At 70.8% G+C, this 25,907-nt stretch carries 22 protein-coding genes and 1 tRNA gene; 9 read left to right on the forward strand and 14 right to left on the reverse strand.

Annotated elements, in window-relative coordinates; translation table 11 throughout:
- Positions 1-98: 98 nt before the first annotated feature.
- Positions 99-695 carry a DUF5709 domain-containing protein gene (locus OG792_RS28975; protein WP_329104190.1) on the forward strand — a complete coding sequence of 199 codons (597 nt, stop codon included), beginning with the start codon at positions 99-101 and terminating at the stop codon, positions 693-695.
- Positions 696-750: 55 nt separating this feature from the next.
- Here the strand turns inward: OG792_RS28975 and OG792_RS28980 are convergent, their stop codons facing one another.
- The gene (locus OG792_RS28980; protein WP_329104192.1) at positions 751-1,413 is read right to left on the reverse strand and encodes a response regulator transcription factor; all 663 of its coding nucleotides are present in this window, start codon (positions 1,411-1,413) and stop codon (positions 751-753) included.
- 39 nt (positions 1,414-1,452) lie between these two features.
- Positions 1,453-2,622, reverse strand: a complete 1,170-nt coding sequence (gene macS, locus OG792_RS28985) for a MacS family sensor histidine kinase (protein ID WP_329104194.1) — start codon at positions 2,620-2,622, stop codon at positions 1,453-1,455.
- A gap of 154 nt (positions 2,623-2,776) precedes the next feature.
- Here macS and OG792_RS28990 point away from each other — a divergent pair, with 154 nt between their 5' ends.
- Positions 2,777-3,232 (forward strand): ATP-binding protein, encoded by a 456-nt coding sequence (locus OG792_RS28990; RefSeq protein WP_329104196.1) that lies wholly within the window; start codon positions 2,777-2,779, stop codon positions 3,230-3,232.
- Between the two features lie 45 nt (positions 3,233-3,277).
- On the opposite strand, the gene OG792_RS28995 is transcribed toward OG792_RS28990, so the two are convergent.
- On the reverse strand, positions 3,278-4,216 hold the full coding sequence (locus OG792_RS28995; protein WP_329104198.1) for a ribose-phosphate diphosphokinase: 939 nt from the start codon (positions 4,214-4,216) through the stop codon (positions 3,278-3,280).
- An 84-nt stretch (positions 4,217-4,300) separates the two neighbouring features.
- Between OG792_RS28995 and glpK the strand changes: the two genes are divergently transcribed.
- Positions 4,301-5,788: a glycerol kinase GlpK gene (glpK, locus tag OG792_RS29000; RefSeq protein ID WP_329104199.1), complete on the forward strand. Its 1,488-nt coding sequence runs from the start codon at positions 4,301-4,303 to the stop codon at positions 5,786-5,788.
- A 184-nt stretch (positions 5,789-5,972) separates the two neighbouring features.
- Positions 5,973-6,887 carry a DNA-processing protein DprA gene (locus tag OG792_RS29005; protein WP_329104201.1) on the forward strand — a complete coding sequence of 305 codons (915 nt, stop codon included), beginning with the start codon at positions 5,973-5,975 and terminating at the stop codon, positions 6,885-6,887.
- A 759-nt stretch (positions 6,888-7,646) separates the two neighbouring features.
- Here OG792_RS29005 and OG792_RS29010 read toward each other — a convergent pair.
- Positions 7,647-8,477 (reverse strand): phosphoribosylaminoimidazolesuccinocarboxamide synthase, encoded by an 831-nt coding sequence (locus tag OG792_RS29010; protein ID WP_329104202.1) that lies wholly within the window; start codon positions 8,475-8,477, stop codon positions 7,647-7,649.
- A gap of 390 nt (positions 8,478-8,867) precedes the next feature.
- Here OG792_RS29010 and OG792_RS29015 point away from each other — a divergent pair, with 390 nt between their 5' ends.
- On the forward strand, positions 8,868-10,259 hold the full coding sequence (locus OG792_RS29015; protein WP_329104205.1) for an ABC transporter substrate-binding protein: 1,392 nt from the start codon (positions 8,868-8,870) through the stop codon (positions 10,257-10,259).
- Between the two features lie 27 nt (positions 10,260-10,286).
- On the opposite strand, the gene OG792_RS29020 is transcribed toward OG792_RS29015, so the two are convergent.
- The 5 genes from OG792_RS29020 to OG792_RS29040 form a co-directional block, all read right to left on the reverse strand.
- Positions 10,287-10,535, reverse strand: a complete 249-nt coding sequence (locus OG792_RS29020) for a hypothetical protein (protein ID WP_329104207.1) — start codon at positions 10,533-10,535, stop codon at positions 10,287-10,289.
- A gap of 102 nt (positions 10,536-10,637) precedes the next feature.
- Positions 10,638-11,663, reverse strand: a complete 1,026-nt coding sequence (locus OG792_RS29025) for a DUF695 domain-containing protein (protein ID WP_329104209.1) — start codon at positions 11,661-11,663, stop codon at positions 10,638-10,640.
- Between the two features lie 176 nt (positions 11,664-11,839).
- A tRNA-Met gene (locus OG792_RS29030) sits at positions 11,840-11,913 on the reverse strand.
- Positions 11,914-12,149: 236 nt separating this feature from the next.
- Complete coding sequence (locus OG792_RS29035) at positions 12,150-15,173, reverse strand: UPF0182 family membrane protein (protein WP_329104211.1); 3,024 nt, start codon at positions 15,171-15,173, stop codon at positions 12,150-12,152.
- A gap of 109 nt (positions 15,174-15,282) precedes the next feature.
- Positions 15,283-16,299 (reverse strand): YlbL family protein, encoded by a 1,017-nt coding sequence (locus OG792_RS29040; protein ID WP_329104213.1) that lies wholly within the window; start codon positions 16,297-16,299, stop codon positions 15,283-15,285.
- A 181-nt stretch (positions 16,300-16,480) separates the two neighbouring features.
- Here OG792_RS29040 and OG792_RS29045 point away from each other — a divergent pair, with 181 nt between their 5' ends.
- Entirely contained in the window at positions 16,481-17,713 is a 1,233-nt protein-coding gene (locus tag OG792_RS29045; protein ID WP_329111497.1) for a zinc-dependent metalloprotease, read from the forward strand.
- Between the two features lie 26 nt (positions 17,714-17,739).
- On the opposite strand, the gene OG792_RS29050 is transcribed toward OG792_RS29045, so the two are convergent.
- Entirely contained in the window at positions 17,740-18,339 is a 600-nt protein-coding gene (locus OG792_RS29050) for a hypothetical protein (protein WP_329104215.1), read from the reverse strand.
- 29 nt (positions 18,340-18,368) lie between these two features.
- Entirely contained in the window at positions 18,369-18,899 is a 531-nt protein-coding gene (locus tag OG792_RS29055) for a M48 metallopeptidase family protein (protein WP_329104217.1), read from the reverse strand.
- 512 nt (positions 18,900-19,411) lie between these two features.
- Here OG792_RS29055 and OG792_RS29060 point away from each other — a divergent pair.
- From OG792_RS29060 to OG792_RS29070, 3 genes are all read left to right on the forward strand, one after another.
- Positions 19,412-19,579 carry a DUF5679 domain-containing protein gene (locus tag OG792_RS29060; RefSeq protein WP_165436864.1) on the forward strand — a complete coding sequence of 56 codons (168 nt, stop codon included), beginning with the start codon at positions 19,412-19,414 and terminating at the stop codon, positions 19,577-19,579.
- Between the two features lie 240 nt (positions 19,580-19,819).
- Positions 19,820-20,893, forward strand: coding sequence for a ThiF family adenylyltransferase (locus tag OG792_RS29065; protein ID WP_329104222.1), 1,074 nt, complete (start codon positions 19,820-19,822; stop codon positions 20,891-20,893).
- Positions 20,894-21,028: 135 nt separating this feature from the next.
- Positions 21,029-22,429 carry an ABC1 kinase family protein gene (locus OG792_RS29070; RefSeq protein WP_329104224.1) on the forward strand — a complete coding sequence of 467 codons (1,401 nt, stop codon included), beginning with the start codon at positions 21,029-21,031 and terminating at the stop codon, positions 22,427-22,429.
- 380 nt (positions 22,430-22,809) lie between these two features.
- On the opposite strand, the gene OG792_RS29075 is transcribed toward OG792_RS29070, so the two are convergent.
- The 3 genes from OG792_RS29075 to OG792_RS29085 all read right to left on the reverse strand — a co-directional run bounded on the left by OG792_RS29075 (position 22,810) and on the right by OG792_RS29085 (position 25,876).
- Positions 22,810-23,175: a WhiB family transcriptional regulator gene (locus tag OG792_RS29075; protein ID WP_329104226.1), complete on the reverse strand. Its 366-nt coding sequence runs from the start codon at positions 23,173-23,175 to the stop codon at positions 22,810-22,812.
- 133 nt (positions 23,176-23,308) lie between these two features.
- Positions 23,309-23,563, reverse strand: coding sequence for a hypothetical protein (locus OG792_RS29080; RefSeq protein ID WP_329104228.1), 255 nt, complete (start codon positions 23,561-23,563; stop codon positions 23,309-23,311).
- A 144-nt stretch (positions 23,564-23,707) separates the two neighbouring features.
- Complete coding sequence (locus OG792_RS29085; RefSeq protein ID WP_329104230.1) at positions 23,708-25,876, reverse strand: ATP-dependent DNA helicase UvrD2; 2,169 nt, start codon at positions 25,874-25,876, stop codon at positions 23,708-23,710.
- Positions 25,877-25,907 lie beyond the last annotated feature (31 nt).

The following is a 25,907-nucleotide window of genomic DNA, read 5'->3' on the forward strand; positions in this document are numbered from 1 at the left end:
GGGTGCGCCGGGACGAACCAGTCAGACGGTCACGGTGCCCGGACACCGGGACGCCACCGGCCGGTTATGCCCGTTGGGCAACGGGTAGTTCCCTCGGTATGCGCGATGACGACTTTCCCGTACCCCTGTCCGACCCGGAGGCCGAGGGCCTGCCCGGCACCGCCGACGACGACTCGACCGCCGGGGACGACGTCGCCACGGGCCGGGAGGCGGACGGCCCCGAGCCCGCCGCGCTACCGGCCGACCTGCCGCAGGCGGTGGACCGGTTCGGCAACACCGCGCAGGAGCAGCTCGACGGCGAGTCGGTCGACTACAAGATCGCGCGTGAACTGCCCGAACCCGCGATCGACGACCCGCTCGCCGGGCCGGTCGACCCGGCGATAGCGGCCGAGGCGGACAGCGACGAGGCCGCCGCACAGGCCCAACTCGACGCGGACGTGATCGATCCGGGTCCCACCTCGGACCCCGCCTCCGCGGTGTCGATCTACGATCACGGCATCCTGGGCGGGCCGACCTCGCCGACCGTGGGCCGGCTGGTCGAGCCGGACGAGGGCAGCCGCGACGACACCGAGACCAATGCGATCGCCGCCGACGCGGGCTCGGCCGGCGGCGGGCCGACCGCCGAGGAACTCGCCATCCACGAGACCGAGCCGCCCGGTGACCGGGCACCCGGTCTGACCCAACCACCGCCCTGACGGCCCGGCCCGGTCGACGTTTCTCCGCCGGCCGGTCCCGGTTCCATCGGCCGGGTCAGTCGTCCAGGCCCCGCTCGATGGCGTACCGGGTCAGCTCGACCCGGTTGTGCAGCTGGAGCTTGCCGAGCGTGTTCTGCACGTGGTTCTGCACCGTACGGTGCGACAGGCCGAGCCGCTCGGCGATCTGCTTGTACGACAGCCCCTTGGCGACCAGCCGGAGCACCTCGGTCTCCCGCTCGGTGAGCCGGGGCGTGCCGTCGTCCTCGACCGGATCGGGATCCGCGGCCAGCCGGCGGTACTCGCCGAGCACCAGTCCGGCCAGCCCCGGCGTGAACACGGTGTCCCCGGCGGCGGTACGCCGCACGGCCTCCAGGAACTCCTCCGGGGCGGCCGACTTGATCAGGTACCCGGTGGCACCGGCCTTGACCGCGTCCAGCACGCTCTGCTGCTCGCCGCTGGCCGAGAGCATCAGCACCCGCACCCCCGGCAGCCGCCCGACCAGCCCGTCGATCACCTCGACCCCGGAGATGTCCGGCAACTGGAGATCGAGTACGACCACGTCGGGCCGGGCGGCGGCGGCGATCCGGACCGCCTGGCGGCCCTCACCGGTGGTGGCCACGACGGCGTAACCGGCCTCGGTCAGGTCGCGGGCCACCCCCTCCCGCCACATCGGATGGTCGTCGACCACCATCACCCGGATCGGTGTCTCCGTACCCATGTTCCCCACCCCAGTTTTGTCAGGCGTGCCGTCGACCGGTCAGTCGATCGGGACGCGCAGTTCGATCTCGGTGCCCTCGCCGGGGGCGGTGGTGATCCGTACGGTGCCGCCCAGGGCGGCGATCCGGCCGCGAATCGACTGCGCCACGCCGAGCCGCCCCTGCTCGGCGGCTTCCGCCAACCGCTGCGCGGGGATGCCGGGGCCGTCGTCGCGGATCGACACCGTCACCACCCCGGCCTCCTCCTCGACCAGCACCCAGGCCCGGCCACCGCCGTGCCGGGCCGCGTTGTCCAGGGCGGCAGCCGTCGCCGCGCCGACCTCGCGGGCCATCGCACCGGGCAGCCGTACGGGGGTGGCCGGCATCGCGACCGAGACCGTTGCCGAGGCGTAACCGCCGAGAACCGTACGCAGGTCCGCCTCCGGCCCCTCGGTCACCCCGTCGGTACGGGTCGGCGGCGGGGTCGCGATCAGCGCCCGCAGCGCGGCCTCCTGCTCACCGGCCAGCCGGGCCAGCTCACCGGCCTCGCCGTCGAGCCGGGCGCCCCGCCGCTGCACCAGGGCGAGCACCTGGAGCACGGAGTCGTGGATGCCCCGGGCCAACCGTTCCCGCTCCCGGGTCGCGGCCTCCAACTCGGTGGCGCGTTGCAGGCGCTGCTCGGCGATCGTGGCGAGCCGGGCCACGTGCCCGACCGCTATCCCGGCCAGCAGCATGAGGATCACGCCGTTCACCGTGGCCTGGATGACCTGATCCCGCATCAGCAGGTCGGTGCCGCCCAGGACCAGCGCCGCGATCGCGCCCCGCCGCCGGCCGCCGGTGACCGCCCAGGCCAGCACCGGCCCGCCCTGCCAGGCCACGGCCAGCGTCGGTACGCCGGAGGCGAGCGCGGACTGCCCGGCCACCCAGACGCTGGCCAGCAGTACGGCCATGACCACCAGCAGGTCGGCGACGAGCAGCGGCCAGTGTCGCCGAGCGGGTCGGGCGTACGCGTAGCTGGCGAAGACCGTCCAGGCGGTCATCGTCACCAGCACCGGTACGGCCGCCATCGGGTGGGCGTACTCGCCGAGGTTGATCAGCACCAGGGCGCAGACGTAACCGAGGGAGGCGAACCGGAAGACCGCTATCGCCCGCCAGAGCGGTACCTGGAAGCCGCCGGTCGGCTGCTCGATCGACCTCTCCGGCACGGGTCCGAAGATGTCACGTCCCGACACGGGTCCGACGATGTCACATCGGCGCGGTCGGCACGAGCCCGCAGGGGCGGCCGATCCGGTGTCGCGACGCGGGCCGGCCAACCGGCTGTCACGGCATAACCTGACGTAGGGTGGAAATGCCATAAAACACCTGTCGATGGATGGCGAGCCGACCATGACCAGCACCGCACCCCGCACTCCGCGTACGGTGGTGCCCATCGACGCACCCCCGCCGCTCACCGAGACCTTCGACCGTGCTCGGGTGACCGAGCTCCGGCACTCCGTTGCCGCCTTCGCCGAGGCATCGGGGCTCACCGGCGAACGCCTCGACGACTTCGTGCTCGTCGTCAACGAGCTGATCACCAACGCCGTACGGCACGGCGGGGGCCGGGGCCGGTTGCGGCTCTGGCGGGCGAGCGGGACGGTGACCTGCGAGATCTCCGATCACGGCAGCGGCATCGACGCCGATCGGCTGGACGACCGGCGCCGACCCGCACCGGACACCACCGGCGGCTGGGGTCTGTGGCTGGCCCGCCGGCTCAGCGACGAACTGGTGGTGCAGACCGGTCCGGCCGGCACCACCGTACGGATCAGCGCCAGCCTCACCACCGACGAGCCGGCGGCGGGCTGACCAGGCCCCGGGCACGCGGTCGGGCCCCGGTCGCGCCGGCGGTGGTCAGGCGAACAGGGCGCTGACCGACTCCCCGTTGTGGATCCGCCGCATCGCCTCCGCCAGTGCCGGCGCCACCGAGAGCACCTGCAACTTGGGCACCCGCTTCGCCAGCGGAATCGGCACCGTGTTGGTGCAGACGATCTCCAGTACGCCGTCCTGCTGACTCAGCCGCTCCAGCGCGTCGCTGGAGAACAGGCCGTGCGTGCAGGCGAGCCGGATCGAGCGCACCTTCAGGTCCCGCAGGTGGTCCATCAGCTCGATCATCGTGCTGCCCTTGGCGATCTCGTCGTCGAGCACGATCACGTCCCGGTCCGTCACGTCACCGATCACCGCACTGATCTGCACCCGGTCGTCGCTGAACCGCTGCTTCGCCCCGGCCGCGACCGGGGTGCCGAGCATCCGGGCGAAGGCCGCCGCCTCCTTCGCGTTGCCCAGGTCAGGCGAGACGACCACGGTCTCGGACAGGTCGTAGCGCTTGAAGTGGTCGGCCAACTCACGCAGTGCGTGCAGGTGGTCGACCGGCACACTGAAGAAGCCGTGCACCTGCGGCGAGTGCAGGGTCAGCGCCAGCACCCGGTCGGCACCGGCCGACACCAGCAGGTCGGCCACCAACCGGGCACCGATGCTGATCCGTGGCGCGTCCTTCTTGTCCGACCGGGCGTACGCGTAGTGCGGCAGGACCACCGTGATCCGGCCGGCCGAGGCGCCCCGCGCCGCATCCAGCATGAGCAGCAGCTCGACCAGGTTCTCCTGCACCGGCGGAACCAACGGCTGGATCAGGAACACGTCCCGCTCCCGGCAGTTGGCCTGTAGCTGCACCTCCAGGCAGTCGTTGGCGAACCGGGAGACCCGGACCGGGTGCAGGGGGACGCCGAGGTGGGCACAGATCTCGGCGGCCAGTTCGGGATGGGCACTTCCGCTGAAGACGGCGATGTCGCGCACGGTCGCATCCTAGGTTTCCGGCCCGGCGCCCGATGCGTGACCGGGCCGGTGCGCCGGTCGGCCGATTACGGGTACGGTGCGGCGGTGACCGAGCAGTATGTCGCCGCCATCGACCAGGGCACCACCTCCTCCCGGTGCATGGTCTTCGACGCCACCGGCACCCCGATCTCGGTGGCGCAGCGCGAGCACCGGCAGTATTTCCCGCAGCCCGGCTGGGTCGAGCACGACGCCGAGGAGATCTGGGACAACGTCGAGTGGACGATCCGGGAGGCGCTGGCCGGCGCCGCGATCGGCCCCGAGCGGCTGGCCGCGATCGGCATCACCAACCAGCGCGAAACCACCCTGGTCTGGGACCGGGCCACCGGTCGACCGGTGGCGAACGCCATCGTCTGGCAGGACACCCGTACCGTCCCACTGCTGCGTCGACTCGACCAGACGTACGGCGAGCACCGGTTCCGGGCCCGTACCGGGCTGCCGCTGGCCACGTACTTCGCCGGGCCGAAGCTGATGTGGCTGCTGGCCGAGGTCGACGGGCTGCGTGAACGGGCCGAGCGGGGCGAGGTGCTCTTCGGCACCATGGAGACCTGGCTGATCTGGAAACTCACCGGCGAACACGTCACCGACGTGACAAACGCCAGCCGTACGCTGCTGATGGACCTGCGCACGCTGGACTGGGACCCGCAGATCCTGGACCTGATGGGGATCCCCTCGGCGATGCTGCCGCAGATCCGCTCCTCCGCCGAGATCTACGGTACGGCCACCGGCGTGCTCGACGGCGTACCGGTGGCCAGCGCCCTCGGCGACCAGCAGGCGGCCCTGTTCGGCCAGACCTGCTTCGAGCCCGGCGAGGCGAAGTGCACCTACGGCACCGGCAGCTTCCTGCTGCTCAACACCGGCACCGAGCCGGTCGTCTCCGGCCACGGCCTGCTGACCACGGTCGGCTACCAGATCGGCACCCAGCCGGCGACGTACGCGCTGGAGGGGGCGATCGCGGTCACCGGCTCGCTGGTCCAGTGGCTGCGGGACAACCTGGGATTGATCTCGGCCGCGTCGGAGGTGGAGGAGCTGGCCCGCAGCGTCGACGACAACGGCGGCTGCTACGTCGTACCGGCGTTCTCGGGTCTGTTCGCCCCGCACTGGCGCAGCGATGCGCGCGGGGTGATCGCCGGCCTCACCGGTTACATCACCAAGGGGCACCTGGCCCGAGCGGTGCTGGAGGCGTCCGCCTGGCAGACCCGCGAGGTGGTGGACGCGATGAACGCCGACTCGGCGGTGCCGCTGCACAGGCTCCGGGTGGACGGCGGGATGACCGGCAACGAGCTGCTCATGCAATTCCTCGCCGATGTGCTGGACGTACCCGTGATCCGGCCGGCGGTGACCGAGACGACCTGCCTCGGCGCGGCGTACGCCGCCGGCCTGGCGGTCGGCTTCTGGCCCGATCTGGAGACGTTACGGGCCCAGTGGCGTCAGGACGCGCAGTGGCAGCCGGCGATGGACCCGGATCACCGCAACCGGGAGCTACGCAACTGGCGCAAGGCGGTCGAGCGCACCCTCAACTGGACCGACGACTGACACAGGTCCAACTGCTCGACGCCGCCGCGTCCGCCGCCCACCCGACCTCGATGAGCTTGCCGGCGGACCAGTTGGAACATATGTTCCAGGGATGCTTCGAATCCCGGCGCTGCCGGGCCGAGCAGGTCCGCCACGACAGCGGCACGCTGACCCTCACCCCTACTCAGGGCCTACGATCGAGTGCATGGACAGGGCGAGCGCCGAACGAGCCGCTCTCGTGGCGTTGCTCAGGCAGCCCGGGGTGAGCTGGTCGGACATCGCTCTGGACATCCAGGAGACCGGCAGCGCCCAAGCCCTGCTCGACCGATTGGTGAGCCAGCGCGAATCGCTGCTCCCCGACGAGACCTCAGCCAATCGCATGATGGCCGCCGCAGCGGACGACCTGCGCGCCTGGGAAGCCGAGGGCACCGGCGTACACGCGTTCTTTGACGACCCGTACCCGCGGCAACTGCGCGACATCCGCGAGATGCCGCCGATACTGTTCACCCGTGGAACACTCGATGCCGACAGCCGCGCGGTCGCGGTGGTCGGCAGTCGCAGCGCCTCCGACGAAGGGCTACGGATCGCGGCTGCGGTCTCGACGTCACTGGCCAGGCGGCAGGTTACGGTGGTCAGCGGGCTGGCCAAGGGCATCGACACCATCGCACACGAGGCAGCGCTCACGGCAGGTGGCCGGACCGTCGCGGTAATCGGCACCGGAGTCCGCCAGCACTACCCGGCCGCGAACCGACGGCTACAGACCCACATCGCGGACGTTGGTCTGGTGATAAGCCAGTTCTGGCCGGATGCGGCACCCACCAGACAGAGCTTCCCGATGCGTAACGCGGTGATGAGCGGCTATGCCGCCGCAACGGTTGTCATCGAGGCAGGCTGGAAGAGCGGCGCCCGGATCCAGGCTCGGCTCGCGCTGCAACACGGTCGACCGGTGGTGCTCACCAACCAGGTGATGCAGAACGACTGGGCGCAGGCGTTTGCCGACAACCCCGGGGTGTACGTGGTGCGAAGCCTGGTCGAACTGCTCGACGTGGTCGAAGAGATCCTGCGCCGTACGCCCACCGCCGTTGACCTGGAGAACTTCCCTGACCTCGCCACCCTCTGACGATCTCCGGAAGCTCATTCGGGACTACGTCGAACCTCAGCGCAACTACCTGCGCAATCCCCTGTCCCCTGGATCTGTCCGGTCTGCCGGGGCGTACGAACCACGGGCTACCCGCTCTGCTTCCCCTGCCAGTCACATCGTGACCAGGCCGGCGACGCGCTCGCCGACATCGTGCTGCCGATCTCCTATTCACCACGGACCGGGCAACACCATCACAACCTACGTCTGTACAAGGATCCAACACCGTCTCATCGGGCCAGGCGGGATCTGCTCGCGTTGCTGTTGCACTTCTTGCACACGCACCTTGCCTGCATCACAGCAAGCATCGGTGGTCCTCCGACCCACGCCGTGACCGTGCCCAGCACCAGCGGTCGTACCGGCCCTCATCCGCTCGCGCAGCTCATCGGCGCACGACTGGGGCTGCCGAGCGTCGCGGCGGAGACCAATCCGAGGTACGGAACCGGAGACCGGGAGTTCCACCGTGACTGGTTCGCGGCCACCCTGCCGACGCAGGCTTCCCCGCTCCGGATTCTGCTGTTGGACGACACCTGGACAACGGGCGCACGCCCCCAGTCCCTCGCGTACGCCCCTCAGGTCCGCGGGTGCGCTCTCGGTGGCGACCGTAGTGCTCGGCCGGCATGTCAACCCCGGCTACCAGCCGTCGAAGCGGCTCCTCTCGGTGTCAGCCGAGCGAATCTTCGACCCTGACGTGTGCGTGGCCGAATCGAGATCCTGAGGCAGGGCGCGGTGGTCAGCGGGTCACCACTGGCGGCCGGTGAGCCGTTCGTAGACGTCGACGTAGCGGGCGCGGGTGGCCGCGACGATCTCCTCCGGCAGCTCCGGCGCGGGCGGCTTCTTGTCCCAGCCGGTGCTGACCGCCCAGTCCCGGACGAACTGCTTGCCGAGGGAGAACTGCTCCCGTCCCGGCTGGTACGACTCCGCCGGCCAGAACCGCGACGAGTCGGAGGTGAGCACCTCGTCGGCGAGGATCAGGGTGCCGTCCGGCGCCCAGCCGAACTCCAGCTTGGTGTCGGCCACCAGGATGCCGCGCTCGGCGGCCAGCTCGGCGCCCCGGCAGTAGACGTCCACGGTGATCTGCCGCAGCCGCTCGGCGGTCTCCGCGCCGACCTTGTCGACCACGTCGGCGAAGGTCATGAACTCGTCGTGCTCACCGAGCGGTGCCTTCGTCGTCGGCGTGAAAATCGGCTCGGGCAGGATCGACGCCTCGCCGAGCCCACGCGGCAGCTCGACCCCGGAGACCGAGCCGTCGCGCTCGTACTCCTTGAGGCCCAGGCCGGTCAGGTAGCCCCGAGCGATGCACTCGACCTGCACCATCTCCAGCCGCCGGACCCGGATCGCCCGCCCGGCCCACTCAGCCGGGACGTCGGTGGCGGAGATGATGTGGTTCGGCACGATGTCGGCGAGCTGCTCGAACCACCACAGCGAGAGCGCGGTGAGCAGCTTGCCCTTGTCCGGAATCGGCGTCGGCAGGACCGCGTCGTAGACCGACACCCGGTCGGAGGCGACCAGGATCAGGTCGTCACCGTCCGCGTAGACGTCTCGTACCTTGCCAGAGTGCAGCAGTTCCACGCCGGCAAGTACATCACGCCGGAAGTCGGCCTCCCACGCGCCGTCGCCCCGGTGTGACGCGACTCCATCCGTAGTCCGACGCACCATGCCTGAGCTGGGCAGGAACCGGGCCGGTCGGCCCGGATTCGGGCACCGGCCGCGATCGGTCGGACCTTGGACGCCGGGCGGGCCGGGGACCGGACGGGTTCCGGCCGCCGTACGCGACCCGTTGATCGCGTACGGGTCGCTGCCGACAGCGCGTTACGCAGATGCTTCACACATGTCAATGCGTTGTTGCCTGCCCTGCTCACCGGGCTGTGGATCTCGACCGGACGGCCGTTGACACCCGGTGGGCGTACCTGTGTAAATGTTCCCGATCGAGCCCTCTGACCGGTGCCGTCAGGAGATAACGTGCCCCCTGCCTCCCGCCCCTCCCGGCGCCGGGCCACCGCGAGTTGGGGACGTCGACGCCGAGCCACCGCCACCGGTCCGGCGACCGGCACCGGCGGGCGGTCCGGTGCGCGGGCGCTGGCCGCCGCCACCCTGGCCCTCGGCCTGCTGCTGAGCAGCGCGCTGACCGCCTGCGACGGCTCCTCGGACACGGCGACCGAGGAGCCGATCCGACTCTCGATCTTCTGGTGGGGCGGTGACAAGCGCGCCGAGTTGACCGAGCGGGCGCTCAAGCTCTACTCGTCCCGGCACCCCGAGGTGACCTTCCAGGTCACCTGGCAGGGCAACACCGGCTACTACGAACGCCTGTCCAGCCAGGCCGCCGGCGGCAACCCGCCCGACCTGTTCCAGATCGACGACAACTACCTGACCGAGTACGCCGAACGCGAGATCGTGCTCGACCTGAGCGACTACGTACGCTCCGAGCGGCTCGACCTCACCGGTCTGCCCCCCAGCCTGGCCCAGTACGGCAAGGTCGCCGGCCGGACGATGGCCGTCGCCGCGGCCGAGAACACGCCCGGACTGATCTACAACAAGAGCCTGCTGCTCCGCCTCGGGCTGCCCGAACCCCGCATCGGCATGCCGTACGACGAGTTCGTCGAGTGGGCGACCCAGGTCACCGAGAAGAGCGACGGCAAGATCGCCGGCACCATGGATCCGTCGGCCGACTACAAGGCCCTCTGGTTGTGGCTGCGGGAACAGGGCAAGGAGCTGTATCGGGGGCGGCAGCTCGGCTTCACCGAGGCGGATCTGACCCGCTGGTTCGAGCTGTGGCGCAACGCGCGCGCCAGCCGGGCCACCCCGTCCCCGGCGGTCGTCGCGGAGGCGAACAGCGGCGACGTCACCCGCCAACTGGTCGCCACCGGCAAGGCCGCGACCAGCTTCATGTGGTCGAACCAGTTGCCCGAGTTGCAGAAGTTGACCCAGGACGAACTCGGCCTGGTCAGCTATCCCGGCGCGCCGAAGGCCCAGTGGGCGCGGGCGTCGATGTACTGGGCGGCGTTTCGCGGCACCCGCCACCCGGACACCGTGGCGGACGTGATCAACTTCCTGGTGAACGACGTGGAGGCGGGGCAGATCCTCGGCACCGAGCGCGGGCTGAGCGCCAACCTCAGCGTCCGCTCGTACGTCGACGGCACGCTGACCGACCCGAGCATGAAACTCACCGCGTCCTTCGAGACCTCGATGATCGACCGGTTCGGGCCCGCCCCGACGCCGCCACCGCGTGGACACGCGAAGGTCCGGGCCCTCCTGATCACCATCGGGGAGAGCGCCCAGGCCGGCCGGATCACCTCCAGGGAGGCGGCGCGGGACTTCGTCAGCCAGGCCAACGCCGCGCTGGCCGGCGGCTGAGCAACCCCGTACACCGCCGCGAGCGGGTCACCGGCGACCGGAACGGCGACGGACCAGCAGCAGTAGAACCACCACGATCGCCACCACGACCACGCCGCAGCAGACCAGGCCGAACAGGCCGAAACCGACACCACTGCGCCGGGGCCGGCGAGCGGCCTCCAGCACCAACTCGCCGGTGCCCGACGACGCCCAGGCCGCCACCGGCACGAATACCGCCAGGCTCGCCGTGAGAACGACGGCACTGAGCCTTGCCCACCACTTTCCAAGAGAAGCCATGGCTACATCCTCCGTGTTGGGCGCAACCCGTACGCCGCGCTCGGTCGAAACGGACGTTACCCACGGCGGGGCGGAAAGTACCCTCGGGCCGACGGGTAACGCTCACGGGCGCAGTGGGCGGACCGCCTGCCAGTTCGGGTCGTAGCGGGAACGCAGCCGTACCCGCCCCTGATCCCAGCCCTGTACGGCCTCCCGTAGCGGCCCGAGCGGCGACACGCCCGCCTCGGCGTACAGGTGGAAGGTCCGGCGGCCGGCGCTGCTCTCATGGGCGACCAGCACCGCGCTCCCGGCGGCGGCCGTGATCCGCTCCTCCAGCCGCTCCAGCGCGGCCAGCGCCGCCTCGGTCGGCAGCCCGGTCTCCGGCACCGCCCGGTACGGCACCGCCACTGCCAGGTGGGTGTCGAGGTGCGGCCAGCGGATCGGCTTGAGCGGGTGCCGCACCGCGGCGACCTGTGCCTTGCCGGCGACCGGGGCGCGTTCGAGCAGCAGCCAGCTCGTCTCCCGCAACCGCCGGGCCAACTGGGCGATCACCTCGGTGAGCGCCTCACCCGACTCGGTCCGGGGCGGCAGCGTCGCGCTCACCTCGACCACGCCCACCCACAGCTCGACCGCGACCTCACCGAGCAGCCAGTCCAGGGCCAGGAACGCGACCCGCATCCGGTCCGGTTCACCGAGCTGGGCGAAGGCCGGGTGGTGTACGAGCACGTCCACCTCGTACCGGTCGGGGTCGATCCGGCAGGCGAACCGCAACTCGGGCAGCTTGATCTCCTGCCCGGAGACGGTCAGCGCGGCCGACAGCGAGTTCGGATCGGGCTGCCGGGTCGAGTGGTACTCCCAGCGCTCGTCGGCGGCCGGCGCCGCCCGGCGCCAACGTTCGGCGACCGCCCGCAGGCGGGGCGCGCCGGCGGCCGAGACGACGAGCGCGTTGCCGGCGCGGGCGCCCTGGGCGAACTCCCACTCCAACTCCCGGTCGATCGCCTTCACCCGTCCACTGACCTCGGCGATGAGATCGTCCGACCAGGTGCCGTCGGCGATGGCCGCCTCCACCCGGGACCGTGCGCCGGGCCACCACCGCCAGAATTCCACGATCGCCGGACCGACATTCCTGTGCTGGCGCGAGAACAGCATGGCAACGGAGCGTACGACCGATCGGCACAACTGTTGATCGGCCGATCAGCCTGACTCGGTGATCTTCACCGATATCTGCCCCGCGCCGAGCCCGGGAACCGGCGCGGGGAACTGGTGTGCGGGGGACAGAAATACGAAAAACCCCCGGACGTATCGTCCGGGGGTTTTTCCATTCGTAGCGGGGACAGGATTTGAACCTGCGACCTCTGGGTTATGAGCCCAGCGAGCTACCGAGCTGCTCCACCCCGCGTCGGCTCGTTAACACTAGCGCACCAGCACACGAGCCCGCAAAACGAGCCGCCACAAGGCGCCCGTTTCGGCGCTGACCAGGCCGTTTGCCGCCGGCACAGGGCAATGGCCGGGCCACCGCAGGCAACGGTCCGGCCATTGCCGGCAAAACCCATACCCCAGAAAAGAGCTCGGGGTACGGAAATCAGCGAACTGATTCCGTACCCCGAGCCTGTGCTAAGACCAGCCGTACGCCGCTCAGCCGCTCGGCGTACCGGCCGGAGCGTTCGGTGTGGCCGAAGGCGCCGTGGACGAGCCCGCCGGTGCCGCACCCGGCACCCCGGCCGCCCGCTGGGCCGCCTGGAACTCGGTCAGCGCGGCGTCCAGCGTCTTCAGCGACTTGCCCCACCGCTCGACGTCACCCGACGCCTGCGCGGCCTGGACCTCGGCGATCGCCTGCTGCACCTTGGCCGCCGCGGCGGCCAGCTCACCGGTGAGCGTCGGCGGTGGCGTCGGCGTCGCGCCGGGGCTCGGCGTGGCCGGCGGGTTGTCGCTCGGTGGCGGCGACGTGCCGGGTGGTGGCGGGTTCGTGGCGCCGGCCGCCTTGCCCTGCTCGACCAGCTGCTTGATGCCGTCCTGCAACGTGTTGGCCAGCACCACGTACTCGCCGCCGTCGCCGTAGGAGAGCAGGACCCGCTGGAGCAGTGGGTACGCGTTCTGCTGGTTGCTCTTCACGTAGACCGGCTCGACGTAGAGCATGCCGTCGCCGAACGGCAGCGAGAGCAGGTTGCCGTACTGCACCTGGGCCTGGTTGGACGAGAGCAGGTTGAGTTCCTGCCGGATCGCCGCGTTGTTGGTCATCTTCTGGTGCACCTGCACCGGGCCGGAGACCGCTGTCTGGTCCGGTAGCTCCAGCACCTGCAACTGCGGCTGCCCGTTCACGTACGACCCGGAGATCAGCGCGGCCAGGTTCTGCCGGCTGGCCGGGGTCACCGCCGAGGTGAGTTGGAACCGTGGGGTGTCCTGCCCCGGCAACTGGGTGAAGAGGTAGTACGGGGGCTGCCGCTGGTTGGTGTCGGGGGCGTCCGGGACGTTCGGCACCTCCCAGAAGTCCTGCCCGGAGAAGAACTCCCGCGGGTCGGTGACGTGGAACTTGGCCAGCAGGTTGCGCTGCACCTTGAACAGGTCGGCCGGGTAGCGGAAGTGCGCCGCCAGATCGGCCGGGATCTCCGACTTCGGTGTGACCAGGTGGCCACCGAACGCCTTGTTCCACGCCTTGAGCACCGGGTCGGCCTCGTCGAACTCGTACAGCTTGACCGTGCCGTCGTACGCGTCGACGGTGGCCTTGACCGAGTTGCGGATGTAGTTCACGTTTTCCCGGGCGAGCTGGAAGGTGCCCCGCCCGGTCAGCTCGTCGGCCGTCTCGGTCTGTAGGTTGACCTGCTCGGCGTACGGGTAGGTGGCCGCCGTGGTGTAGCCGTCGATGATCCACTGGATCCGACCGTCGACCAGGGCCGGGTACGGGTCGCCGTCGAGCGTCAGGAACGGTGCGACCTTCTCCACCCGGTCGCGCGGGTTACGCACGTAGAGCAGCTTCGAGTTCTCGTTCACCGCCGCGGAGAGCAGGAAGTTGCTCTCCTGCTCCTTGATCGCGTAGAGCAGCTTGCGGGCGAACGAACCGATCTCCACCCCACCGGTGCCGGTGTAGGTGTAGGTCTGCCCGCTGTTGTTCTCGTTGTCGTTGCCGGTCGGGCGGTCGAACTCGACGTCGCGGCCCTCGTCGGTCTGGCCGACGATCGCGTAGTCGCTGTCGTCCATCTGCTCGCCGTAGTAGATCCGCGGCTGCTCGGCCGGGATCTGCTCGGCCGAGGCGGAACAGCCGGCCTGGGCCTGGTTGCCGAGGAAGCCGGAGACGAAGAACGGCTGGCCGCCGCAGACCACCTGGTTCGCGGGGGCGCTGACCAGTCCGTACCCGTGGGTGAAGACGGTGTGCCGGTTGATCCAGTTGCTCTGCTGAGTGGTCAGCTCGCCGTAGTTGACCTCGCGCATACCGACGACGTAGTCCTGGGTGGCGCCGTTGACGGTGTAGCGGTCGATGTCGAGCTTGGGGCCGAAGTCGTAGAAGCCCCGGACCTGCTGCAACTGGGTGTAGGTCTCGGAGATCAGTTGCGGGTCGAGCAGCCGGATGTTCGGCACCACGGAGGTATCGGTGGCCAGCGAGGCCGGCGGCTTCAGGTTCCCCGCGCCGTACGGCGTGGTCTGGGTCGCGGCCAGCCCGAACGACGCCCGGGTCGCCTCGATGCTGCGCTGGATGTACTGCGATTCCTTGTCCTGGAGGCTCGGCTTGACCTCGAAGGTCTGCACCGCCCACGGGTAGATGCCGCCGATCGCCACCGCCGAGATACCGAGCAGGGCGAGCGAGATGCCCGGCCAGACCAGGTTGCGCATCACCGCGTTGGAGAACACGATGATCGCGATCGCGACCACGATCGAGATGTAGGCCAGGATCTCCTTGGCCGGCAGCAGCGCGTTGATGTCGGCGTAACCGGCACCGTAGGTGTTGACGCTCTCGTTGAACTCCAGCAGCATCGCCCGCCGGTCCAGCACGTACGCGACGGCCTTGAGCAGCACGAAGACCGCGACCAGGGTGGTCAGGTGGGCGCGGGCGGCGTTGGTCATCCGGTCGCCGACGCCCTGTAGCCGGACCCCGCCGAAGATGTAGTGCACGGCCAGCGCGCCGATCACCGTGAGTACGACGGCGGTGAAACCGACCCCGAGCAGGTAACGCCAGAACGGGAACTGGAAGACGTAGAAGCCGATGTCGATGCCGAACTCCGGGTCCTTGACCCCGAAGTCCTGGCCGTTGCGGAACAGCAGCCACTGGCTCCACCGGCTCTGCGCCGAAAGACCGGCGAACAGGCCGACGAGAACCGCTATCGCGCTGATCCAGGCGCCGATCCTGGGTGCCAGCGCCATCCGGTAGCGCTCCAGCGTGGCCTGCTCGGCCGAGTGCGGGCGCAGCACCGGACGCAGCCGGTAGGCCAGCCAGAGGTTGCCGCCGATGAGCAGGGCCATCGCCGCACCGACCGAGGCGAACAGCCCGATCCGGGTGACCAGGACATCGGTGAAGACCTGGGTGTACGAGACCTCGTCGAACCACAGCCAGTCGGTCCAGGCCTGTACCCCCCAGCCCAGCAGGGTGAACAGCAGGAACACCCCGACCAGTACGCCGACTGTGACGCGACCGCGCCGGCTCATTCTCGGTAGGGGACTGCTACGCATGACCACTGTTGGCTCCGCTCCACGGTGATCGGCTCCGACCAGGCACCCAGAGTACGGGGTCCACCTGAGTGGGATGAGCCCAAGGTGAGCCGAAGGTGAGCGCGCCGGTTCAACAGCGTGGCGGTTGGCCTCCGGTACGCAACAGGTTCAACGCGTTCAGTGCGTCCTTGACGGTGGCGATCCGGTACAGCGGAAGGTCGGGCTGCGGGTTGCGGACCGCCTCGGCGCAGTTGTCCGCCGGCACCAGGAACGACACCGCGCCGGCCAGCTTGGCGCCGACCAGTTTCTGCGGGATGCCACCGATCGGTCCGACGTTGCCCTCGTCGTCGATGGTGCCGGTGCCCGCGATGATCTTTCCACCGGTCAGGTCCTCGGGGGTCAGCTTGTCGATGATGCCGAGGGTGAACATGAGTCCGGCACTCGGTCCGCCGATGTCACCCAGGTCGATCTTCAACTCGAACGGGTGCGGCTGCCGCTGCTCGATCTCCACCCCGATCCGGGGCGGCTGACCGCTGGCCGCGGTGGTGGTGACGGTGGTGGTGCCGGGCGTACCGGCGCGGGCGAAACCGATGGTGAGGGCGGTGCCGGCCGGTCGGGCCCGGACCAGTTCGGTGAGCCTGGTCGCGGTCGGTACCGGCTGACCGTCGACCGAGGTGATCACGTCGTCGGTCCTGAGCCGGTCCACCGACGGGCCGCCGGCCGTGACGGCCTTGACCGTGACCTGCACCGGGAAGCCGAGTTCCCGCAGGGCGACGGTCTCGGCGCTGGTCTGCGAGGCGGTGAAGTCCTCGGCGTTGCGCTCGTCGACCTGCTGCTGGGTCTGCCCCGGCGGGTAGATCAGCTCGCGCGGCACCACGGCCTCGGAGCCGGACAGCCAACCGGCGATGGCCGACAGCAGCCGTACGTCGGGTTGCACACCCACCGTGGTCAGCCGCAACTGCCCGGCCGAGGAGGAGGTCTCCCGGCCGTTCACCTGGATGACCTCCTTGCCGTCCTCGGAACCCAGCGTGTTGACCGTGGGTCCGGGGCCGAGCACCACGTACGGGATGGGTGCTCCGATCACACCGAGGCTGAGCAGGGCGGTGAGCAGCGCACCGAGCAGGACTGTGACCCCGCGACGTCTCATACGCCAGAGCGTACCGAGGTCCCCCCGGGGTCCCGCTGCTCGAACCCCCAGTTCTCCCTGAGCGCAACGCCCGGACCGGCGTACGGCGCCCTCGCGCGCGTACCGTGGACGGGTGCCTGATATTCCGTTCGGTTTCGCGCTCCCGGGTGGTCAGCCGCCCGACCCCAACGACCCGCAGCAGATGCAGCAGTTCATGGCTCAGCTGCAACAGCTGCTCGCCGCACCGGGCAGCGGCCCGGTCAACTGGGATCTGGCCCGCCAGGTGGCGGCCAGCCAGCTCGCCTCGACCGGGGACCCGGCGGTCACCCCGTTCGAGCGACACGCCGTGGAGGAGGCCCTGCGCCTCGCCGACCTGTGGCTGGAGCCCAGCTCGGCGCTGCCCTCGGGCATCCAGACCTCGGTGGCGTGGAACCGGAACGAGTGGATCTTCCGGACGCTCGACGTGTGGCGCAAGCTCTGTGACCCGGTCGCCGGCCGGATGGTCACGGCAATGGGTGACCTGGTGCCGCCGGAGCAGCGGGCCCAGCTCGGCCCGATGCAGTCGATGGTCGCCAGTCTCGGCGGCGCCCTCTTCGGCGGCCAGCTCGGTCAGGCGCTCGGCTCGCTCGCCGCCGAGGTGCTCTCGGCCGGGGACATCGGGCTGCCGCTCGGACCGGCCGGCACGGCCGCGCTGGTCCCGGCCAACATCCGGGCGTACGGCGCCGGCCTGGAGCTGCCGGAGGACGAGGTACGCCTCTACGTGGCCCTGCGCGAGGCGGCCCACCAGCGACTGTTCGGTCACGTTCCGTGGTTGCGCGGGCACGTGCTCACGGCCGTGGAGACGTACGCCGCGGGCATCACGGTGAACCGGGAGGCGATCGAGGAGGCGATGGGCCGGGTCGATCCGACCAATCCCGAGTCGTTGCAGGCGTTGGCCCTGGAGGGGATCTTCACCCCGGAGGACACGCCGTCACAGAAGGCGTCGCTGGCCCGACTGGAGACCGCGTTGGCCCTGGTCGAGGGCTGGGTCTGCCATGTGGTGGACGCCGCCGCGGCCGAGCGGCTGCCGAACGTGGTCAAGCTCGGCGAGGCGTTCCGTCGGCGCCGGGCGGCCGGTGGGCCGGCCGAACAGACCTTCGCCGCCCTGGTCGGGCTGGAACTGCGCCCGCGCCGGTTGCGCGAGGCGGCGGCGCTCTGGTCGGCGCTGACCGAGCACCGGGGCATCGCCGGCCGGGACGCCATCTGGGGCCACCCGGACCTGCTGCCCTCGGGCGAGGAGTTCGCCGACCCGGAGGCGTTCGCCCGCGCCCAGCTCGACCTCGACGAGCTGGACAGTTTCGACTTCACCCAGCCCGGCGGGCCGAAGGGCGGCGAGCCGGACGGGGACGGGACCGACGGCGGCCCGGAACAGCCCGGGGACAAGAACCCCTCCTGACCCCTCGGTGTGCCTCTCCGCCCTCGTCAGGGGGCGGAGAGCAGCGCCCTGGTGGTGTCCCAGCCCTCGACGGCCGGATCCAGGGTGGCGAGTTCAGCCGGGCTGCGCAGGCGACGCCAGCCCGGCGTGACCGCCACGTCGGCCGGGTCCGGCGCGGCGGCCCGGAGCGCGGCGGCGTCCGCCGTGTCCAGGTCGATCTCCGACAGCCAGCCCGGCGCGGGCAGCCGCGCCGCCACCCCGAACAGCCCCGGTCCCGGCACCGCCGGGGCGATCGCGACGCTCCGGCTGCTCAGCGGTCGGAGCAGCTTGCCGAGGATCAGGCCGGGCAGGTCGGGGGCGTCGGCGACGATCACCGCCGCCTGGTCGTACCCGGCGGCGGTCGCCGCGGCGAGGGCCGCACCCACCGTACGGGTCGGTAGGTCGTGGATCGGCATGCCCGGCCAGACCACCGCGTCGGCCAGGGCCCGCTGTTCGGCGGCGGCGGCGATCGCCGGCTCCACCTCACTGAGCGTGGCGATCAGGTCGACCACGTCCTCGGCCAGCGCGGCCTGCCAGCGGTTCGGGTCGGTGCCGGGGGGCGACCAGCGCACCGGCCCCAGCAGCGTTACGAGCAGACGTCGGGCCATCCGGTGACCCTAGCCGGGAGCCGGAGCGCTCAGTCGGTGAGGTTGACCCCGGCGGCGGCCGCGACCCCCTCCAGATACCCCCGGGCCCGCTCGGCCTTGGGATAGCGCCCGACGAGCGCCCAGAACCGGGCGTTGTGACTCGGTACGACGAGGTGGGCCAACTCGTGCAGCAGCACGTAGTCGATCACCCAGTCGGGCATCTCCTGGATCCGGTGCGAGATCCGGATGGTCCGGTCGGCGGGGGTGCACGAACCCCAGCGCCCGTTCTGGTTGGTGACCCACCGGACGCTCGCCGGGACCGCCATCCGCCCGTGTTCGGCCAGGTAGCGGTCGATCAGCCGCTGGGCCCGGAGCAGCAGGTCGCTGTCGGAGCGGCCGGTGCGCTCCTCCCTGGCCGCCAGCCGGGCGAGCATCTTGTCGACCCACTCGCTCTCCTCGGCGCGGGAGAACTGGTCGGGGATGAGCACCACGACGCGTTCGCCGTCCCGATAGGCGGACACCGTCCGGCGCCGGCGCTCACTGCGCCGTACCTCGACGACCGGCTTGCGCGCCACAGCCATTACCGGTTCGCGACAGCCCGGGTTTCATTCACGAAGGAAAACTAATGCGTAGTGACCAGGGGACCGCAAGGGTCAACCCACCAACACGCGCCAGGAAAATCCCGGTTAGCAGCCTGCCGTCCGAAAAAATTATTTGACCGGACCCCCGACGGGGCCCCCGCCACCCCATCGACCGGTGCGTACGCGACGGCGACCGGCAGGCGACCCCACGGTAAACGATCAACCTGAGTGCTCCTCACGGGCACCCCCGGAATGACGTTCTGGACGCCTTCATCCGGCGTGTCCCTGCGAAACTGACTTATCCGACCTATTCCGGCATGCACACTCTCGTCGTCGGCTTACTCACAGTGCCGGCGCATTGCTGACATGGAACCGCCCGCACCTGGGTAGGGTCCGCGGACCGGCGGTCACACAGTGGTGATCGCGGAGAAACCCCAGCGCCAGGGCCTGGAGGCCCGCCGCCGGGCACACGTCGGGTGAGCGAACCGACGGAGAAGACGAGGAGGGGCACCGTGGCCGAAAAGGCCCAGACCTACAACGGGTACTGCGTGAAGTGCAAGGAAAAGCGCGACTTCGAGGGCAACGTCGAGGTGTCCAAGACAGGCATGAACATGGCCAAGGGCAAGTGTCCCGTCTGCGGCACCACGGTCAACCGAATCCTGGGCAAGGCCAAGGTCTGAGCGACCGCGGACGAACCCGCTCGCGGGGGTTGGGGCGGCCGGACGGCCGCCCCTTCCCGTGTCCGCCCGATGCCGGCACTGTCGAGGTGCGGACACCCGTTGTCATGTCCCGAGCGCGACAGAAGTTACCCGCTGGTTGTGGATAACCCACCAAGTCCTGTGGATAGTGCACGGCAGGGCCGACTACGCCTGTGGATAACGATCGACCGACCGTTGGGCAACGATGACAGCGTGTCACCCATGACACGGACCACCCTTCCCCGCCCCACCCTCCTTCCCGGCCTGGCCCGGCTCTGGCGCGACCGGCACACCCTGCAACTCGGCCTCGATCCCAGCCGCGCCGTCCTGCTCGAAGTCGCCGATCCCGGCGCCGCCCAACTGCTCGACCTGCTCGACGGCACCCGCAGCGAACGGGCGATCCTGGACCAGGCCGTACGGCTGCGGATCACCCGCGACGACGCCCGTACGCTGATCGACACCCTGCGCGCCGCGGGCCTGGTCGTCGGGGCACACACCCTGCTCCCCACCGACCTGCCCGAACCGGCCCGCCGACGGCTCACCGGCGAGGCCACGGCCATCGCCCTGCGTGGCCCGGACGCCGCCGCCACCCCGGCCCAGCTGCTGCGCCGGCGTCGCGCCGCCCGGGTGGTGGTGACCGGCCAGGGCCGGCTCGGCGGTCCGGTCGCGGTCGCCCTCGCCCAGGCCGGCGTCGGCCACCTGCACCCCGACCTGGACGGGCCGGTCGAGCCCGACGACGTGACCGGCGCCGGACTGGCCGCCGCCGACGTCGGCCGACCACGGGCCGAAGCGGTCGCCGACGCCATCACCCGCGCCGCCCCGGGCACCGAGACCCGACCGGTCCCCCGCGGCCGGGTCAGCCTCGTGGTGCAGGTCGGTGCCGACCGGCCGGCCAGCCTGCTCGCCGCCGGGTACGCCCAGCGCCGGCAGGCGCACCTGCTGCTCAGCCTGCACGACGGCGTACCCGTGGTCGGGCCGCTGGTCCGGGCGACCGGCGCCCCGTGCCTGTACTGCCGTGACCTGCACCGGCGCGACCGCGACCCGCGATGGCCCGAACTCGCCGCGCAACTCGCCGGCGTTCCCCCGCCGCAGGCGTGCAGCACCCCCACCCTGATCGCCGCGGTCGGCTACGCCGCCGGCGAGGTGCTCACCTTTCTCGACGGCGGCACCCCGGAGACGATCGGCGCGGCGGTGGAGATCCGGACACCGGGGCGGTTCCGGCGCCGGACCTGGCCCCCGCACCCCGACTGCGGCTGCGCCACCCGCCGACGCGGGTCCCGGTCGCCGACCGGGTGACGGCGTGCCCGGCGGCCCTCCGACCGACGCCGGTCCCGGCCCCGGCGGACCGAATAACGGTCAACCGGGGCCAGCGTGGCCCGAGCCACCCGCCGACGGCGGCCGTGACCACCGAAAGTCGGTAACAATGATCTGGTGACCGACATCCCACGCCGGGCCGTCTCCCGGACCGCCAAGCTAGCCGCCCTGCCGCTCGGCTTCGCCGGTCGGACCGTGCTCGGCGTCGGGAAGCGGGTCACCGGCCTCGCCTCGGAGGTGATCTCGGCCGAAATCCAGCAGCGTACGGCCGAACAGCTCTTCAGCGTGCTCGGGCAGCTCAAGGGCGGCGCGATGAAGTTCGGTCAGGCGCTGTCGGTGTTCGAGGCGGCACTGCCGGAGGAGATCGCGGCGCCGTACCGGCAGGCGCTGACCAAGCTCCAGGAGTCGGCGCCGCCGCTGCCGGTGGCGAGCGTGCACAAGGTCCTGGCCGAACAGCTCGGACCGGACTGGCGGTCGTACTTCCTCGAATTCAATGACAAACCGGCTGCGGCGGCGAGTATCGGACAGGTGCACCGGGCCATCTGGAACGGTCCCCCGGTCGTGCCCGCCGGCACCCGCAGGCGGGGCGGCAAGGCGGCCGCGAAGACCGCCGCCACCGGCCGCCCGGTCGCGGTCAAGGTGCAGTACCCCGGTGCCGGTGACGCCCTGCTCTCCGACCTCAAACAGCTCTCCCGGCTCGGCACCATGTTCCGGGCCATCCAGCCCGGCCTGGACATCAAGCCGTTGCTCGCCGAGCTGCGCGACCGGATCAGCGAGGAACTCGACTACGAGCTGGAGGCGGAGTCGCAACGCGCGTTCGCCGCCGCGTACGCCGGTGATTCGGAGATCTTCGTACCGGAGGTGGTCGCGGCGAGCCCCCGGGTGCTGGTCACCGACTGGGTCGAGGGCATCCCGCTGTCCCAGATCATCGCCTCCGGCACCGAGGAACAGCGCAACCAGGCCGGTCGACACCTGGCCACCCTGCACTTCTCCGCTCCCGGCCGGGCCGGACTGCTGCACGCCGATCCGCACCCGGGCAACTTCCGGCTGCTGCCGGACGGGCGGCTCGGAGTGATCGACTTCGGCGCGGTGGCCCGGCTGCCCGGCGGTCACCCCGAGCCGGTCGGCCGACTGGTCCGGCTGGCCCTCGCCGGCGACGCCGAAGCCGTGGTCGAGGGCCTGCGTGGCGAGGGTTTCATCAAGCCGACCGAGGTGATCGACGCCGAGGCCGTACTCGACTTCATCATGCCGGTGCTCGAACCACTCTCGGTCGACGAGTTCCGGTTCACCCGCGCCTGGCTGCGGACCGAGGCCGGGCGGCTGACCAATCCGAGATCACCGGCGTACCAGCTGAGCCGGCAGCTCAACCTGCCGCCGTCGTACCTGCTGATCCACCGGGTCACACTCGGCTCGATCGGGATCCTGAGCCAGTTGGAGGCGAAGGCCCCGTACCGGGCCATCGTGCAACGCTGGCTGCCCGGCTTCGCCCCGCCGGGCACCACGGCGGAGAACGACTAGACACGAGAACGGGCCGAGGGCGGATCCGGGTGCCGGAAAGCACTCGCGGATCCGCCCTCGGCCATTCGGGCCGGTCGGTGTCGACCGGCGGAAGGGTCAGCGGGGCCGCCCGCGGGTCAGCGGGCGGCTCGCCGGATGGTTAGTAGAGGCCCTGTTCGCGGGCGGCCCGACGGTGGGCCTCTGCTGCGATGACACGGGCGGATCGGGTTGCCTCAGTGCGCGTGGTGTGACGACCGGCCTGAGGCAGTCGCATTCGAGCACGTGACAACGCTTCTTGGATGAGATGCATCTCTTCGACTCCGTTTGGATTCTGGATCGCGGTGTTCGGGAAGACGTTCGGTACCGGCAGGGTGCCGGCGTACGACTGGATCGGGTTCATGTCAGGCCGCCAGCCGGACAGCGCCACGCGACTCGGACAGCCCATTGGCTGCCAACCGCGCCTCGGCCTCGACCCGCAACATCACGTCTCGCGCGACGTCCTCCTTGCGCGGACGGCCACGGGGCCGCTTGCGCGGAACAACCGCGCCACGCTCGAAGATCTCGCCGCCCCAGACGCCCCACGGCTCCGCCCGGTCCACCGCACCGGCGAGGCACTCGACGCGCAGCGGGCAGTCCCCGCAGAGCGACTTGGCCAGCTCCAGCTCGGTGGGCGAGTCGGCGAACCACAGGTCGGGGTCGAACTTCCGGCAGGGCAGATTTGCCTCCAGCTCGACACTCAAGTCAAGGGGGGCCAATGCCAGACTCATCGCCCGGTCACCTCTCTCTCGCGCTTCGATCTCGTGGATCGCTGTTTCCAGTTACTCGTGGCGAAACAAAAACTGAGGCCGCGGATCCCGGTAGCGGGTTCCGCGGCCTCAAGGTGAGCCGGTGGTCTGTAGATCAGACCGGCCTTCCTCGAGGTGGAACACCGCGAACATCCATCCGCTTCTTGGCCAGCTGGATGCCTTCGCCCGTGAAACCACTCGTGCCATTGATTCCCGCGGACGCGGCAACCCGGACCAGCTCGGCCTGAACCGGGGCCTGGTGCGTCTGAGGAACCAACGGCGTGCAGACAGTCAGCAGAGTCCTGGCCGTCGACACCGGTGCGAGGACAGTCAGCGGCGCCGACGGTCGCTCGTAGCGGTAGATCTCCATGGGGCTCGCCTCCTGTCTCACACTCGTCGCCAACATCTTCGTTCTTGCCAAAATCATCGCTACCCCGCTTGAGCAGGCGTTTAGCCCCTGCTCGCGAGGTGTGCCTTGAGGCTATTCCTCATCCGGGGGCGAGGGCAAACGGTTTTACGGCTCGATTGTCGAAGTTTTTTCCGGGCCCAACTCGTCCACCGTCGCGCCCCCCACGAGGGCGAGCACCGCGTCGCCGTACAGGCCGAGTTTGCGGGGGCCGATCCCGGCGATCGCCAACAGCCCGTCGGTGGCACCGGGCCGACGCTCCGCCAGCGCGGTCAGCGTGGCGTCGGTGAACACCACGTACGCAGGGACTTTCTGTGCGTGGGCGACCCGTGCACGCCAGTCGAGCAGGCGCGCGTACAGCTCGTCGTCGAGGTCCGAGGGACAGTCGGAACAGCGGCCCAACTTGCGGTCCACACCGGCCAGCAGGGTCGCGCCGCAGATCCGGCACGAGATGACCCGGTTTCGTCGCGGGTCAGGTTTCCGACCGGCGGTCGCACCGGACGGAGCCGCCGCCCGCTCACCGCCGGAGCGGTCGAGCTGCGGCAGGAACCGCGACGGCCGCCGGGGCCGACCACCGGGCGAGCGGGCCGAGGCGTACGACAGCCAGAGCCACTCCCTCGCCCGGGTCACCCCGACGTAGAGCAGCCGCCGCTCCTCCTCCACCTGCTCGGCCGTTTTCGCGTACGTGGTCGGCAGGGTGCCGTCGGAGAGCCCGACCAGGAACACCGCGTCCCACTCCAGCCCCTTCGCCGAGTGCAGCGAGGCCAGCGTCACCCCGTCCACCGTCGGTACGTGCTGCTGGGTGGCCCGGTGCTGCAACTCGGCGCAGAAGTCGGCGAGCGACACCGCCCGCTCCACCACTGCTGCCTCGCCGATCGGCAGGAGATTCGGGGTGCTCGCGTACTCCTCGGCAAGCTGGACCAGCGCGGCCAGCGCCTCCCAGCGTTCCCGGGCCGCGCCGCCCGGCGGTGGTTGCTCGCGGGCCCAGCCGACCGCGGCCAGCGCGTCGACGACCGCCTCGACCAGCGGGGTGTCGGTGGCCGTCGAACGGACCGCCGAGCGCAACGCGATCATCGCCTGGCGTACCTCGGTCCGCTCGAAGAACCGTTCGGCGCCCTGGACGACGTACGGCACCTCCGCCTCGGTCAGCGCCTTCTCGTACGCCTCGGACTGCGCGTTGGTACGGAACAGCACGGCGATCTCGCGGGCCGGCGTACCCGAGGCGACCAGGTGCCGGCAGCGGGCCGCCACCGCGGCGGCCTCGGCCGGCTCGTCGGGGAAGATGCGCAGGTCGGGCTCGGGGCCGGGCGGGCGTTGCCCGACCAGTTCCAGCCGCAGCCGCGCCTCGGTGCCGCGTGCCTGCCGGATCACCGCGTTGGCCAGCCCGACCACCTGCGGGGTCGAGCGGTAGTCCCGGACCAGCCGGACCACCACCGCGTCCCGGCGCCGACGCGGGAAGTCGACCAGGTACGCCGAGGTGGCGCCGGTGAACGAGTAGATCGTCTGGCTGGCGTCGCCGACCACCGTCAGGTCGTCCCGACCGCCGAGCCAGGCGTCGAGCAGTCGCTGCTGCAACGGGTTGACGTCCTGGTACTCGTCCACCACGAAGTGCCGGTACTGGGCGCGTACCTGCTCGCCGACGTCCGGGTGCTCCTCGATCCCCCAGACCGCCGCCCGCAGCATGTCCTCGAAGTCGATCACTCCGTTGGCGCGCTTGACCTGCTCGTACGCGGCGTACACCTCGGCCACCCGGGTCGGCTCGTGCGGTGTCTCGCGCAGTGCCTTGGCCGCCGCCACCACGTACTCGGCCGGTTCCACCAGGGATGACTTGGCCCACTCGATCTCACCGGCGAGGTCGCGGGCCGCGAGCCGGTCGGTACGCAGCCCGGACCGGGCGGCGGCCAGGGTGACCAGCCGCACCTTGCTGTCCAGCAGTTCCGGCATCGGCCGGCCCTCCAGCAGCCGGGGCGCGAAGTAGCGGACCTGCCGCAGCGCCGCCGCGTGGAAGGTGCGGGCCTGTACGCCGCCGACCCCGAGCGCGGTCAGCCGGGCCCGCATCTCGGCGGCGGCACGGGCGGTGAAGGTGACCGCGAGCACGTGTCGGGCGGCGATCTCGCCGGAGAGTGCTCGGTGGGCGATCCGGTGGGTGATCGCCCTGGTCTTGCCGGTGCCGGCGCCGGCCAGGATGCAGACCGGGCCGGCGGGTGCCGTGACCGCGGCGCGCTGCTCGGGATCCAGCCCGGCCAGCACCCGTTCCGCGCTTGAGTCAACCGCCACAGCTAGGAATCATCGCAGTCGGCTTCGGCGT

This window comes from Micromonospora sp. NBC_01699 (assembly GCF_036250065.1).
Lineage (GTDB): Bacteria > Actinomycetota > Actinomycetes > Mycobacteriales > Micromonosporaceae > Micromonospora_G.

Excerpts from the sequence above, each read along its gene's own strand:
- OG792_RS29080 (WP_329104228.1), bottom strand. The coding sequence starts at position 23,563 with ATGGAGATCTACCGCTACGAGCGACCGTCGGCGCCGCTGACTGTCCTC.
- OG792_RS29065 (WP_329104222.1), top strand. The coding sequence starts at position 19,820 with ATGACACGGACCACCCTTCCCCGCCCCACCCTCCTTCCCGGCCTGGCC.
- OG792_RS28980 (WP_329104192.1), bottom strand. The coding sequence starts at position 1,413 with ATGGGTACGGAGACACCGATCCGGGTGATGGTGGTCGACGACCATCCG.
- OG792_RS29025 (WP_329104209.1), bottom strand. The coding sequence starts at position 11,663 with ATGCTGTTCTCGCGCCAGCACAGGAATGTCGGTCCGGCGATCGTGGAA.
- OG792_RS29075 (WP_329104226.1), bottom strand. The coding sequence starts at position 23,175 with ATGAGTCTGGCATTGGCCCCCCTTGACTTGAGTGTCGAGCTGGAGGCA.
- OG792_RS28990 (WP_329104196.1), top strand. The coding sequence starts at position 2,777 with ATGACCAGCACCGCACCCCGCACTCCGCGTACGGTGGTGCCCATCGAC.
- OG792_RS29020 (WP_329104207.1), bottom strand. The coding sequence starts at position 10,535 with ATGGCTTCTCTTGGAAAGTGGTGGGCAAGGCTCAGTGCCGTCGTTCTC.
- OG792_RS28975 (WP_329104190.1), top strand. The coding sequence starts at position 99 with ATGCGCGATGACGACTTTCCCGTACCCCTGTCCGACCCGGAGGCCGAG.
- OG792_RS29045 (WP_329111497.1), top strand. The coding sequence starts at position 16,481 with ATGCAGCAGTTCATGGCTCAGCTGCAACAGCTGCTCGCCGCACCGGGC.
- OG792_RS29055 (WP_329104217.1), bottom strand. The coding sequence starts at position 18,899 with ATGGCTGTGGCGCGCAAGCCGGTCGTCGAGGTACGGCGCAGTGAGCGC.
- OG792_RS29050 (WP_329104215.1), bottom strand. The coding sequence starts at position 18,339 with ATGGCCCGACGTCTGCTCGTAACGCTGCTGGGGCCGGTGCGCTGGTCG.
- OG792_RS29005 (WP_329104201.1), top strand. The coding sequence starts at position 5,973 with ATGGACAGGGCGAGCGCCGAACGAGCCGCTCTCGTGGCGTTGCTCAGG.
- OG792_RS29035 (WP_329104211.1), bottom strand. The coding sequence starts at position 15,173 with ATGCGTAGCAGTCCCCTACCGAGAATGAGCCGGCGCGGTCGCGTCACA.
- OG792_RS29040 (WP_329104213.1), bottom strand. The coding sequence starts at position 16,299 with ATGAGACGTCGCGGGGTCACAGTCCTGCTCGGTGCGCTGCTCACCGCC.